14 protein-coding genes are annotated in these 12,466 nt (G+C 38.5%); 10 read left to right on the forward strand and 4 right to left on the reverse strand.

What is annotated here, in order from left to right; translation table 11 throughout:
* Nucleotides 1-422: 422 nt before the first annotated feature.
* From BN1068_RS00500 to BN1068_RS00515, 4 genes are all read left to right on the forward strand, one after another.
* Complete coding sequence (locus BN1068_RS00500) at nt 423-1,589, forward strand: hydroxymethylglutaryl-CoA synthase (protein WP_077600888.1); 1,167 nt, start codon at nt 423-425, stop codon at nt 1,587-1,589.
* A gap of 181 nt (nt 1,590-1,770) precedes the next feature.
* Nucleotides 1,771-3,156, forward strand: a complete 1,386-nt coding sequence (locus BN1068_RS00505) for an NAD-dependent succinate-semialdehyde dehydrogenase (protein WP_077600889.1) — start codon at nt 1,771-1,773, stop codon at nt 3,154-3,156.
* A 275-nt stretch (nt 3,157-3,431) separates the two neighbouring features.
* Entirely contained in the window at nt 3,432-4,481 is a 1,050-nt protein-coding gene (locus tag BN1068_RS00510) for an FUSC family protein (RefSeq protein WP_077600890.1), read from the forward strand.
* Between the two features lie 229 nt (nt 4,482-4,710).
* Complete coding sequence (locus BN1068_RS00515; RefSeq protein WP_077600891.1) at nt 4,711-4,899, forward strand: hypothetical protein; 189 nt, start codon at nt 4,711-4,713, stop codon at nt 4,897-4,899.
* 41 nt (nt 4,900-4,940) lie between these two features.
* Here BN1068_RS00515 and BN1068_RS00520 read toward each other — a convergent pair whose 3' ends face one another.
* Complete coding sequence (locus BN1068_RS00520; protein WP_077600892.1) at nt 4,941-6,413, reverse strand: sodium:solute symporter family protein; 1,473 nt, start codon at nt 6,411-6,413, stop codon at nt 4,941-4,943.
* On the reverse strand, nt 6,410-6,592 hold the full coding sequence (locus BN1068_RS00525; RefSeq protein ID WP_077600893.1) for a hypothetical protein: 183 nt from the start codon (nt 6,590-6,592) through the stop codon (nt 6,410-6,412). Before BN1068_RS00525 ends, BN1068_RS00520 begins: the two co-directional genes overlap by 4 nt.
* A 307-nt stretch (nt 6,593-6,899) precedes the next feature.
* Between BN1068_RS00525 and BN1068_RS00530 the strand changes: the two genes are divergently transcribed.
* Nucleotides 6,900-7,757, forward strand: a complete 858-nt coding sequence (locus BN1068_RS00530) for a YtnP family quorum-quenching lactonase (RefSeq protein WP_077600894.1) — start codon at nt 6,900-6,902, stop codon at nt 7,755-7,757.
* Between the two features lie 80 nt (nt 7,758-7,837).
* Here BN1068_RS00530 and BN1068_RS00535 read toward each other — a convergent pair whose 3' ends face one another.
* Nucleotides 7,838-8,152, reverse strand: a complete 315-nt coding sequence (locus BN1068_RS00535) for a PepSY domain-containing protein (RefSeq protein WP_077600895.1) — start codon at nt 8,150-8,152, stop codon at nt 7,838-7,840.
* A 183-nt stretch (nt 8,153-8,335) separates the two neighbouring features.
* Between BN1068_RS00535 and BN1068_RS00540 the strand changes: the two genes are divergently transcribed.
* Together BN1068_RS00540 and BN1068_RS00545 are read left to right on the forward strand one after the other, a co-directional pair.
* Nucleotides 8,336-9,400, forward strand: coding sequence for a M42 family metallopeptidase (locus tag BN1068_RS00540; protein ID WP_077600896.1), 1,065 nt, complete (start codon nt 8,336-8,338; stop codon nt 9,398-9,400).
* Between the two features lie 4 nt (nt 9,401-9,404).
* On the forward strand, nt 9,405-9,917 hold the full coding sequence (locus BN1068_RS00545) for a DUF84 family protein (protein ID WP_077600897.1): 513 nt from the start codon (nt 9,405-9,407) through the stop codon (nt 9,915-9,917).
* 50 nt (nt 9,918-9,967) lie between these two features.
* On the opposite strand, the gene BN1068_RS00550 is transcribed toward BN1068_RS00545, so the two are convergent.
* On the reverse strand, nt 9,968-10,408 hold the full coding sequence (locus tag BN1068_RS00550; protein ID WP_077600898.1) for a YtoQ family protein: 441 nt from the start codon (nt 10,406-10,408) through the stop codon (nt 9,968-9,970).
* 264 nt (nt 10,409-10,672) lie between these two features.
* On the opposite strand from BN1068_RS00550, the gene BN1068_RS00555 reads away from it, so the two are divergent.
* From BN1068_RS00555 to ytpR, 3 genes are read left to right on the forward strand one after another with little or no spacing between them, the layout of a single operon-like run.
* On the forward strand, nt 10,673-10,990 hold the full coding sequence (locus BN1068_RS00555) for a thioredoxin family protein (RefSeq protein ID WP_077600899.1): 318 nt from the start codon (nt 10,673-10,675) through the stop codon (nt 10,988-10,990).
* 16 nt (nt 10,991-11,006) lie between these two features.
* The gene (locus BN1068_RS00560) at nt 11,007-11,816 is read left to right on the forward strand and encodes a DUF1444 domain-containing protein (RefSeq protein WP_077600900.1); all 810 of its coding nucleotides are present in this window, start codon (nt 11,007-11,009) and stop codon (nt 11,814-11,816) included.
* 11 nt (nt 11,817-11,827) lie between these two features.
* Complete coding sequence (gene ytpR, locus BN1068_RS00565; protein ID WP_077600901.1) at nt 11,828-12,433, forward strand: YtpR family tRNA-binding protein; 606 nt, start codon at nt 11,828-11,830, stop codon at nt 12,431-12,433.
* Nucleotides 12,434-12,466: the final 33 nt, after the last annotated feature.

The following is a 12,466-nucleotide window of genomic DNA, read 5'->3' on the forward strand; positions in this document are numbered from 1 at the left end:
TATTAGTTGAACTAAATAATTCCTCACTGAACTGATATGTGCTCTTGCTCCATTCACACGAATGGAGCAAACGAAGTATTGTCAGGAAATAGTGCAAGCATTTGCCTGTCACACGTTTTTGTTACTTTTATAAATTCAACTAATATTTTTATTTAACGATTATAAAGATAAAACACGCTATTTTGTTTGCTATTTAAACAATCCTTGTATTATCATTTAATTATTGTATTTTTCGACAATATTTGTTTTGGATTGTCGTCTGGATAATTAGGATATATTTTGCAAAGGAAATATAAAAAGCTTTTTTGCTAATGTGATTTTTATTGTATCAAGTATAAAAAATCTCGATTTTCTGGAAATAGTAGAATACGTGATTTTCTAAAACAGCCTTAATTATAGTAAGAAGAAGGGTAGGAATAATAGTGAAGATAGGAATTGATAAACTGGGATTTTATGCACCACATCTGTATGTAGATATGAATGATTTAGCAAAAGAACGAGGAATTGATCCGGGTAAATTCACCATTGGTCTGGGACAGGATGAAATGGCTGTTCCGCCGGTGACACAAGATCCGGTTTCTTTAGCAGCTAATGCAGCAGATCAGATTTTAGATGAGGAAGATAAGGAGAAAATCGATTTAGTTATTTTTGGAACAGAATCTGGAGTGGATCATTCCAAATCAGCTGCTGTTTATATACATCAATTATTAGGTTTGAATCCCAGAGCCCGCTCAGTAGAACTGAAGCAGGCCTGCTACGGAGCAACTGCGGGAATTCAAATGGCAAAAGGACATATTGCGCTTCACCCGGATAAAAAAGTTCTTGTGTTAGCCTCTGATATTGCGCGTTACGGGTTGAACACCCCAGGGGAATCAACACAAGGCGCCGGTGCAGTTGCTATTTTAGTAAGTGCTTCTCCAAGATTACTGGAGCTGGAAAGTGAAAGTACGTATTATACAGAGGATATTATGGATTTTTGGAGACCGGTATATTCCACAACCGCTTATGTGGATGGAAAGTACTCCAACGAACAATATATTGCCTTTTTCCAAAAAGTATGGAAAGACTATCAGGAACAGACTGGAAGAAATTTAGAGGATTTCGCAGCAATAGCTTTTCATTTACCATATACAAAAATGGGCTGGAAAGCATTGCGTACAGTGATTGAGGATGCATCTGAGGAAGTACAGGAAAGATTAAAAAATAATTATCAGATCAGTACGAAATATAACCGTAATGTAGGAAATATTTACACCGGTTCCCTTTATCTCAGTCTGATTTCATTATTAGAAAATCAGGATGAGTTAAAAGAAGGAGATACGATTGGTTTATACAGCTACGGTTCTGGAGCTGTCGGCGAATTCTTCTCCGGAAAACTGCAGCCGGGCTATAAAAAGCATCTGCAGACAGCAGAGCATCAAGCAATGTTTGCAAATAGAGAATGTATTTCTGTAGCAGCGTATGAGAAAGTATTTGAAGAATCACTTCCAACAGATGGCAGTGAGAAACAGCTGAATATTGATGAAGATCCGGCAAAAATCTGTTTAGCCGGTGTAAAAGATCATATTCGCAGCTATGCAGCTAAATAGTAATATAAAAACTCCTGGAAAAATAACTTTTGACTGGGAGTTTTTTTGTTGAAAATAAAAAGTGAATATGGAGGAAGCATATTTCATCTGCTTATATTCATTCAAATAGGTGGAATTGATGATTTCAAAATGTATAATTGGGGTAGAGTGAAGCATATCATAAAAGTTGGAGGGTATTCTAATGACAAATAGTAAAGAAGTTATTAAAGTAACGAATCCGGCAACAGGCGAAGTAGTAGATTCAGTCTTAAAAGGTGGTAAGAAAGAGGCGGAACAGGCAGTTGATAAAGCACATCAGGCCTTTCAGGAGTGGTCGAAACAATCTGTCTATGAAAGAACTGCTTTATTAAATAAATGGCATGGACTTATTGAACAGCATGAATCAGAATTAGCCGAAATCATGACATTGGAACAAGGAAAACCTGTAAAGGAAGCGGCAGGAGAAATTCAATATGCCAACAGCTTTATTGCCTGGTATGCAGAAGAGGGAAAAAGGCTCTATGGCGAAACAATTCCTGCAACAGCGAGAGATAAGCGGATCGTTGTCACCCGTCAGCCTGTTGGAGTTATTGCAGCAATTACACCATGGAATTTTCCGGCTGCAATGATTACCCGTAAGGTTGCACCGGCATTGGCAGCAGGCTGCACGGCAGTTGTGAAACCGGCGAGCGCTACACCTTTAACAGCTATTCGTCTGCGTGAGCTTGCGATAGAAGCAGGAATTCCGGAGGGCGTGCTTCAAATTGTAACAGGAAGCTCCAGTGAAATTAGTGATGCCTGGATGGAGGATACACGGGTCCGGAAAATATCATTTACTGGCTCAACAGAGGTAGGTAAATTATTAATGCGGAAATCTGCTGATACAGTGAAAAAGATTTCTCTGGAGCTCGGCGGTCTTGCACCATTGATTGTTATGGAAGATGCAGACATTGACAAAGCTGTGAATGGAGCGATTGCTTCTAAATATCGTAATGCGGGGCAAACCTGTGTCTGTGCGAACAGAATTTATGTTCATGAGTCTATTGAACAGAAGTTTGCAAAGGCTTTTGCAGAAAAAGTCGCTCAGCTAAAAGTAGGGAATGGTTTAGAAGAAGGAGTAGAAATTGGTCCTTTAATTGACCAGTCAGCAGTTGAAAAAGTGCAGAAGCATATTAAGGACGCTCTGAACAAAGGAGCAGAAAAACTGTTAGGTGATGAAAAAGCAAATGAAGGTTTATTTTTTAGCCCGGTTGTATTAACCAATGTAAATGATGAGATGCTGTGTATGCATGAAGAAACCTTTGGCCCTCTGGCTCCGATCACCACATTTGAGTCCAAGGAAGAAGTTATTGCGCGTGCTAACAATACTCCTTATGGATTAGCCGCATATTTATTCACAGAAAACCTCACTACAGCGATTGAGGTTGGTGAACAATTAGAGTATGGGATTGTCGGTATTAATGACGGCGGCCCGTCAACAGCACAAGCTCCATTTGGCGGCTTTAAAGAGAGTGGACTAGGCCGTGAAGGCGGTCACCACGGAATTGATGAGTATGTTGAGGTGAAATACCTGTCCATCCAGCTATGATACTCACCTGAAAATGTGTGCAGTTAAAAGGCTTGTAATTGAAAATAATCATTTCTGAGATAGCAATAAAAACATCTGAGTACAGGCAATCATGCTTTACAGACTGAATCTTTGCCAGCGGAAGCCGGGATTCAGTCTGTAAAGCTTATCAAATGAAATAGAAGGCAGATGTATTTGAACTATTCTATTTTCAAATTCATAAGAAAAAACGGTATTTTATTTCCGTGACACGTTTGAAGGAAAGCTGTATACTACTTCTAGAGAGGTGCAGGTGAATGGAATTTAATATTGGCCCCAGGATGTTAAAGACAGGGCTGGCAGTAACATTAACACTATTAATTACAAGTTTTTTTGATATGGAATATGCTGTTATCGCAGCGATTGCATCTGTTATAGCAATGCAGCCGTCTATCATGCGCTCATTCAATTATATTAAAGAAGTAGTTATTGGAAACTCTGTCGGAGCAACACTCGCCATTTTAGGGGTATTTTTACTCGGCAGTCATCCTATCTCAGTCGGTGCAGTTGTTATTTTATCCATTGCAATCAATATCAAGCTTGGCTTGACCAAAACAATTAATTTAACAGTTCTAACTATTGTCAGTATGATGGTAGCAAGTCACGGAGATCATATTAATTTCTTTTATATTTTATCCCGTGTATCTCTGGTAGCCATTGGGGTGCTTTCTGCTTTTATTGTTAATGTATTTGTAAATCCCCCAAATCATCAAAAGATTCTGTTTCAGATGATTAAGGAAGCTAGTGAGAGCTCTCATTTTCTTCTGCGGGTTATTCCGAGCAATACAATGAGTGTACCGCAAATTCGTGATGAAGAAAGAAAAGTGGAGAAGCAAATAAATAAAATAAGAGATTATTTTGATATCATTACAGATGAGAAAAATAGATTATTTATTCGAAAACGCAGATCGTTTTTCCGGAACATTGTGATCTATAAGCAAATGATACAGGTATTGCGGAAAAAGCATACATTGATTGTAGAGCTGGAGAAAAATTTAAAGGAAATTGAACAGATGGCAGCCGGTAAATCCTTCTTAATTAAAAAGCTGGTCAGCGAAATCAATAACTATAGTGAAAATGTCTTTCTCATGTATGAGGACCGTATCGTTCTGGATAGAGATTTGCAAAAAGAGACAAAACAGGCGATGGGTGTAACGATTAATAATTTAATTGATGCATTACAGGGTACAGACTATGAAAAATGGCATTATGTCTTTCCTGTTGCGAATAGTATCGTGGAACTTTTTTATGAACTGGATAAGCTGGAAAAGTATGTCCGTAAAAAAGGGTTACATGCAGAGGGATAAATGTAGAGCGCAGGTATTAGCCGAAGGAGATTGTGATGTCACAGTCTTCTTTGTCTTGTGCTGAGGAAATATAATCCGAAACTTCATTTCGAGTCAGCTTTTCTCTTTCTTTTATAAAAGAAGACTATCAGTGATAAATTTTTTGTTTGTCAATATCAGAAAAACGGGTATAGTTATCCTCTGTTTTGTATATAGTAGTAATACTATATATAGAAGGGGGAGTATCAATTTGGTACGTTTTTTATCTCGTCATGAATTAGAAAATCTATATTATATGTATGAAAGGTATGAGGAGACCTACCATACTTTACAGCAAAGCAAGCAGGAGCAAATCCCGGAAGATTTGCAGATGCAAATAGATGAACAAATGGAAATTGTTAAGAAGCAGCAGCGCCAAATGCTTTCTTCACTAACATAAAAAGCGTGTAGGGTAACTATCTCTACACGCTTTTATGAATTTTATCGTTTTTTATTCTGAAGGTTTTCCTTTATATAATCAATAAATTCATTTGCCTTTTGTGTTGGAGCATTTGTGAATAAACTAACAAAGATAAACAGTAATGTTGATAGAATAAGTCCCCATAGGCCAGAAGCCAGTCCAAACGGTTTTGCCTGCAACAGCTCTAAAATCAGAACAAGGGCGCCGGGGATGATGGTACTCGCTAATACAGCAGCTGCTGTTCCTTTTTTCCAAAAGAAAGCGCCAAAAATTGCCGGAACCACAACGATTAAACCTGCAGAGGAAGCCACAGATAATACGGCAATCAAATCTAACTGCAGTTCTGCGAATAAATAAGCCAATAAAGCAATAACAGGGATAATAAATTTTCCAATCTTAAGCTGGACACGATCTGTTGTATCTTCGCGAATATTTCCATATACATCCTTTGCAAACATGGAAGATAGTGTAAGCAATATAGAATCAATCGTTGAAACAGCGGCGGCAATAATACCTACCATTACAATAACAGCCAGAACAGGCGGTATCGCCGATGAAGACAGTACAACAGGTGTTGCTAAATCAGGATTGTCTAATCCCGGTTCCAGTAAGAAAGCGGAATAACCCCAGAAGATAGATACAAAGGTATAAATTAATCCAAATATCATAAAGCCTAACAGCATATGCCGCATGCTTTTTAAAGAAGCAGGCATAAACAGACGCTGACTGACTTGTGGATTGGAAATGCTGAAGAAAAACCAGGGTATGGTTAATCCAATAAATGTTAAAAAGCTGAAATAGCCATTACCAGGCACTGTCAGCATTTCAGGATGACTGGTTTCCAGCTGCTGAAAGAATCCAGTGAACCCGCCCAGCTCGTGAATCAGAAAGAGTACAATCAAAGTAGATCCAATAATCATAAATAACGATTGCAGAGAATCCGTCCAGGCAACAGAGCGTATTCCAGCAATATAAGCAAAGACAATCGCTAATATGACAGCGATGATTACACCAGTACTGAACGAGATTTGCTGGTTGGATACACCCTGCAATAAATATCCTACACCAGCCAGCTGTACGGCACTATATGGAATAAGAAAAAGACAGTTACTAATAGCAATTGCAATGGCCACAGCTTTACTTTGATAACGATCACCAATCATTTCAGAAGGTGTAATATATCCATATTTTTTACCAGCGATCCAAAAACGTGGGCCAAAAAATGCGATTAACGATACACCCATTAAATAAATTAACTCAAAGCCGAGTGCTCCGACGCCTCCGCGATAGGTAAGCCCTGCTAACCCGACCAGCATAAACGCGCTGTATGTAGTAGCACTGTAGCTTAATGCAGAAACAAAACCGCCCAGTTTACGATCTCCCAAGAAATAAGCTCCCATATTTGTCTGCTTGCCGGTCCGTGACAAAAAAGCGATAAAAACAGATACAGCAATATAAATTCCTAATCCCCACCAAATAAGCGATACATTCATTCCTCATTGCTCCAATCTTTTATCAGCATTGTATTGCATACGATTACAATTAAGGTTAATATCAACCAAAAAAGAAAGCTTCCATACCATTTTTCTACTTCTTTAAGAAGTGTAAAGGGAATGATAAAAGCAGCAAGAACAATAACTCCAATTATAATCGCTGAGATTTTTTCCTTCATGTCAATACCTCCGTTTATCTATGTGATTTGATTCACAATAAAAAGAATGTGAATTCGTTAACAATCATAGCAGATAGTTCATAAATTTGCCACATTTTTTTGTGAGAGGATAAGAATAAAATTTTTCACGCTGCTTATGTCTATGGGGAAAACCATAAACGATTTAAAAAGGAGGGCTGCTAAAATAGACTGAATCTTGGAGTCTCCATATCTCGGGAAAGGGAAAAACGAGCTTTTAGTTTCTTATGGCAACGTTTGCAAGATATTAATTTATCAGATAAACTTAGAAGAAAAAGGGAGGATAAAGATGGAAATTTTACAGGTTGGCAGAGCGAAACTCACTTGGCTAAACGGAGGCGTAACGCATCTGGATGGCGGATCGATGTTCGGCGTAGTTCCAAAAGCGTTGTGGGAGAAAAAATATCCAAATAACGAAAAAAATCAAATTGAGCTGCGTACAGATCCTATTTTAATTGAACTGGATGGTTCTTATTTATTAATTGATTCAGGAATTGGGTGGAATAAACTATCAGATAAACAGAAAAGGAATTTCGGCGTGTTGGAAGAGACCAAACTAGAGGCATCTTTACTGGAATTGGGGTTAACGGCTGATGATATTGATATCGTTTTAATGACGCATCTCCATTATGATCATGCAAATGGTTTAACAAAGCCTGCCGGAGAAGGAGAATATGAATCGGTGTTTAAAAAAGCAAAAATTTATGTTTCTCAGGTGGAGTGGGACGAGATGCGGCATCCTAACATCCGGTCTGTAAATACTTACTGGGAGAAAAATTGGAAACCAATTATAGAACAAGTTCATCCCTTTAAAGAGGAAGTGGAAATTTTACCGGGGTTAACGATGGTTCATACGGGAGGGCATAGTGATGGCCACGCTATTATCCGATTTCAGGATGAAAAGGAGAGCTTCTTACATATGGCAGATATTATGCCGACACATGCGCATCAAAATAAGCTCTGGGTTCTTGCATATGACGATTACCCTGTTCAATCAGTATTGCAAAAGGAATACTGGATGGAGCAGGGGTATAAAGAGAATGCGTGGTTCACTTTTTATCATGATGCGTATTTCCGCGCGGTTAAGTTTAATGAAGCAGGAGAAAAAATAGGTCAGGTAGAGCGTGTTCGTTCCACTTATGAATAAAAGGAATTGTTTTGGGCAGAGGGAAAATAAAAAGGGCAGCAATCTCAAAAAAGAGAAGGCTGCCCTGAATAAGCATTGTATTAAACGGCTGCTTCTGTATCTATAACAGCGCCGGTTTCTATGTCTACGTAGAAATCAAATTGCTTGTTAGTACCATCGATATTTCTGGTTACTCCGCCGCGGTACACATCGTAAAGCAGACCGTTTCTTTCTAATTCTTCCGGTTTCATGTAAATCCAGGAGCCGCTGATAGGGCCGTTACGTTTAAACATTTCTTTTGCATGATTTAATGCTTTTTCTGGAGTGATTTTTGTTTGATTACTTACTTGTTCACGTGCAATATATCCGATAGCAATACCGAGTGCTGCTGCAAGTAATACCTTTTTTTTGCTCAATTTATTCACCTCTGTTTTAGTAAGATTCAATGTCTGCTATATGTGTAGTATATCGTAATTTGACAGAGAAATACAAACAATTGAACATAAATACTGGAAAGAGTTTCGCTTTTTCGAGTATACTTGCAGTAGTGTTAATATCGTTTTTTAATCGATGCAGTAATATATTTAGGAGGCTTTTTAATGAATAAAGAAACGCTTACACTGTTTAAGAATTTAACTGAATTACAGGGCGCGCCAGGTAATGAGCATGCTGTCCGTAATTTTATGAAACAAGAGCTGGAAAAATACTCGGATGAAATTATTCAGGATAATTTAGGTGGAGTGTTTGGCGTAAGAAATGGTAAAGGGCCTACGGTAATGGTAGCTGGTCACATGGATGAGGTAGGCTTTATGGTGACACAGATTACGGATAACGGAATGCTCCGCTTTCAGACTTTAGGCGGCTGGTGGAGTCAGGTTATGCTGGCTCAGCGTGTTCAGGTAATGACAAAAAATGGACCGGTTACTGGAGTTATCGGGTCTATTCCGCCACACTTACTGACAGATGCACAACGCGGTAAACCGATGGAGATAAAAAATATGTTAATTGATATCGGAGCGGATGATAAAGAGGATGTAGCACGTATCGGTGTCCGTCCGGGAGATACTATTGTTCCAATCACACCATTTGAACCGATGGCTAACGAGAAAAAAATTCTGGCAAAAGCCTGGGATAACCGTTATGGCTGTGGACTGGCCATCGAGCTTTTAAAAGAACTGCAGGGAGAAACTCTTCCAAATCAGCTTTACTCCGGTGCAACTGTTCAGGAGGAAGTCGGATTACGCGGATCACAGGTAGCGGCAAATATGATAAAGCCTGATATTTTTTATGCTTTAGATGCTTCGCCGGCAAATGATGCGTCAGGAGATAAGAAAGCATTTGGACAATTAGGAGAAGGAGCGTTATTGCGCATCTTTGACCGCACAATGATTACACATAAAGGAATGCGTGAATTTGTTCTCGATACGGCGGAATCGAATGATATTCCTTATCAATACTTTATTTCACCAGGTGGTACGGATGCAGGCCGCGTCCATTTATCAGGCGACGGGGTACCTTCAGCAGTTGTCGGAATCTGCTCAAGGTATATTCATACATCGGCATCCATCATCCATGTAGATGATTATGCAGCTGCGAAAGAATTGATTGTTAAACTTGTTAAAACAACTGACGAGACAGTGGTTTCCGGGTTAAAGCAAAGCTGACAATATGCAAGAAACTGTTATTATAGGATCAAAAAATCCGACAAAAGTAGAGGCAGTTAAAAATGTATTTCAGGGATTTGAAGTAAGCTCACTTGATGTACCTTCCAATGTATCTGTTCAGCCTTTTTCAGATGAAGAAACACGGGTTGGTGCGATTAATCGTGCAAAGGCGTGTGTATCCGGCGGGAGCGCTTCAATAGGAATCGGTTTAGAGGGGGGAGTGATGTATGTAGATGATACATTATTCCTCTGCAACTGGGGAGCTCTGGCTACAGAAAATGGAGAAATATTCACAGCCAGCGGAGCAAGAATAGCTCTTCCAAAAGAAATTGAAAAAGGACTTCAAACAGCTGGTGAATTAAGTATTGTAATGGACGCATATACAAAAAAAGAAAATGTCCGCAGTCATGAGGGGGCAATTGGTATTTTTACGAATAACCTTGTGTCAAGAGAAGATATGTTTACGCATGTCGTGCAGCTTCTTAAAGGACAGCTTGATTTTGCAAATAAAAAATGATAATAAAAAACAGGCCGTTCAGCCTGTTTTTTATTATCACCAAAAGTTAATTATTCGTAGATATACGCAATAACATCTAAAGCCTGTTCTACAGATTCTACGGTAATATTTGCTTTATTTGAAAGCTCTTTTAAAGGATGAATTAATTTTTCCGGGCGAATAATAATTGTCGGTTTTCCTAAAGCTATAGCAGTGCTTGCATCCATGGCAGTATTCCATTGCTTGTACTCTTCTCCAAATAACGCAATAACAATATCTGATTTCTGCATTAAAACCTGTGTCCGGAAGTTATTAACACTGGAAGCAGCATCATCGCGATAAAAATTACCCGGCTGCTTTCCTAAAATTACTTCGCCGATATCATCAGAACGATCATGATTTGTCTGCGGAGAAACAAATGTCAAAGGAAGCTTTTTTTCCTCGGCAAGCTTTTTAACCTCTTCTCTCCAATTATCATGAATTTGTCCAGCAAGATAAACAGTTAAATTCATTCCAATCCCTCCCAATCAATGTTATCTTATATAATATAATAGTAAAGGTTTTCCATAATCTTGTTAAGTTATTTGATCGATACTCATGTGTGAAAGTTGAGTAATAAAAAATAATTCAGGATAAAGTAATGTAACTAGTGCAGTGTTTTTTCGAAACAACTGCCGTTCAGAATTTATATATCAACTTGAACGGTTTCCAATGTATCATGATTGAAAGAAAATGGGCAGCAAGCTATGATAGAAGAAGAGAAAGGGTGTTTAAAAATGAAAGAATTACAAAATACAGAGGAATTTAATGCGTATATTAAGGAAGGACCTGTTGTCTTTTTATTTACTGCAGGCTGGTGTCCGGATTGTCGTGTGCTTGAACCGGTATTACCTGAAATAGAGGAAGCATATTCGCAATTTGAATTTGTGGAAGTGAACCGGGATAATTTTATTGAGCTGTGCCAGGAGTATGATATTTACGGCATCCCGAGCTTTCTTGCCTTTGAAAAAGGAGAAGAGCTTGGCCGGTTTGTTAGTAAGGATCGAAAAACGAAAGAAGAAATTGAATCCTTTTTAGAGGGGCTTTCTAAATAAATAAGGAGGCATTTTTATGGCAAAAATGACCAGCATCAAGATGAAGCACCTGCTGGAGGATGAATTGAAAAATCCTGATTATCGGATTGTGTACAAGCGTGATGATGATGCAGTGCGAATTGAGTGGAAAGAATCAAAAGAAGGAATGACGGTTTCCCTGCCTAACTTAATTGCTAAATACAATGAGCGGGGGATGGAAGCTGTCGAAGAAATTGTGGAGCATGTTCATGAAGCATTGAAAATCATGAATCAGACACAGCATTTAAAAGGAATGGAGAAGCAGATTTTTCCAGTACTGCGTTCCCCTTCTTTCCCAACGGAAACAAAGGCTGGAAAGAAGCTCATTTTTAAAGATCATACTGCGGAAACAAGGGTTTTCTATGCACTTGATTTAGGAAAGTCCTACCGTCTTATTGATGAAGAATTATTAGGGGAAGAAGAATGGACTAAAGAAAGGCTGGATGAAATAGCGGCTTTTAATATTCGTTCCTTATCCTATCAGCCTAAAGTAGACCAGGTGGCGGGAAATGATTTCTATTTTCTGGCAACGCAGGATGGTTATGATGCCAGCCGCATTTTGAATGAAGCATTTTTAGAAGAAATGCTTGCGAATGCAAAAGGGGAGTTAACTGTAGCTGTACCACATCAGGATGTTCTTATTTTAGGTGATATTCAAAATAAAACAGGATATGATATTTTAGCACAAATGACCATGAAGTTTTTTGCTGATGGAAGAATTCCAATTACTTCTTTGCCATTTGTTTATGAAAATAAAAAATTAGAGCCGGTATTTATATTGGCAAAAAATAGACCAGAGAAGAATTAGGAGTGAATGTGATGGATGTTTTTTATAACCGCCAGGGAATTGGAGATGTATTGATCCTCCCTGTTAAAGAAGGTAATCGATACGAATTGAAGGAAGAAACAAATGATGATATTACAAAAATAACTTCAACAGAAGGGGAAGTGCTTGGATATAATATTTTCCGGGCTTCCACATATTTTAATTTAGATGGAAAAAATGGCGCCATTCCTTTAACAGAAGAGTTTCTAGCTAAAATTCGTACACTTTTCCAGCAAAAAGGTATAGATGACCCCCTTGAATTTGATTTGCGTCCGAAATTTGTAGTAGGATTTGTTAAGTCAAAACAGGCTCATGAAAATGCGGATAAACTAAGTGTATGTCAAATTGACGTTGGAGAAGAAACCTTACAAATCGTTTGTGGCGCTCCTAATATTGATGAAGGACAAAAGGTTGTTGTGGCCAAAGTAGGAGCAACAATGCCAAGCGGAATGAAAATAAAAGCATCTGAATTAAGAGGTGTACCTTCCAATGGAATGGTTTGTTCGCAAAAAGAACTGGGCTTACCAAATGCACCGCAGGAAAAAGGTATTTACGTATTAGACGATACTTATCAAATTGGCGAAGAATTTACATTTTAATTTACAAATCCCTTGTGCCGGCAGGGGATTTTT

The sequence above is a fragment of the Oceanobacillus sojae genome, assembly GCF_900162665.1.
Lineage (GTDB): Bacteria > Bacillota > Bacilli > Bacillales > Amphibacillaceae > Oceanobacillus > Oceanobacillus sojae_A.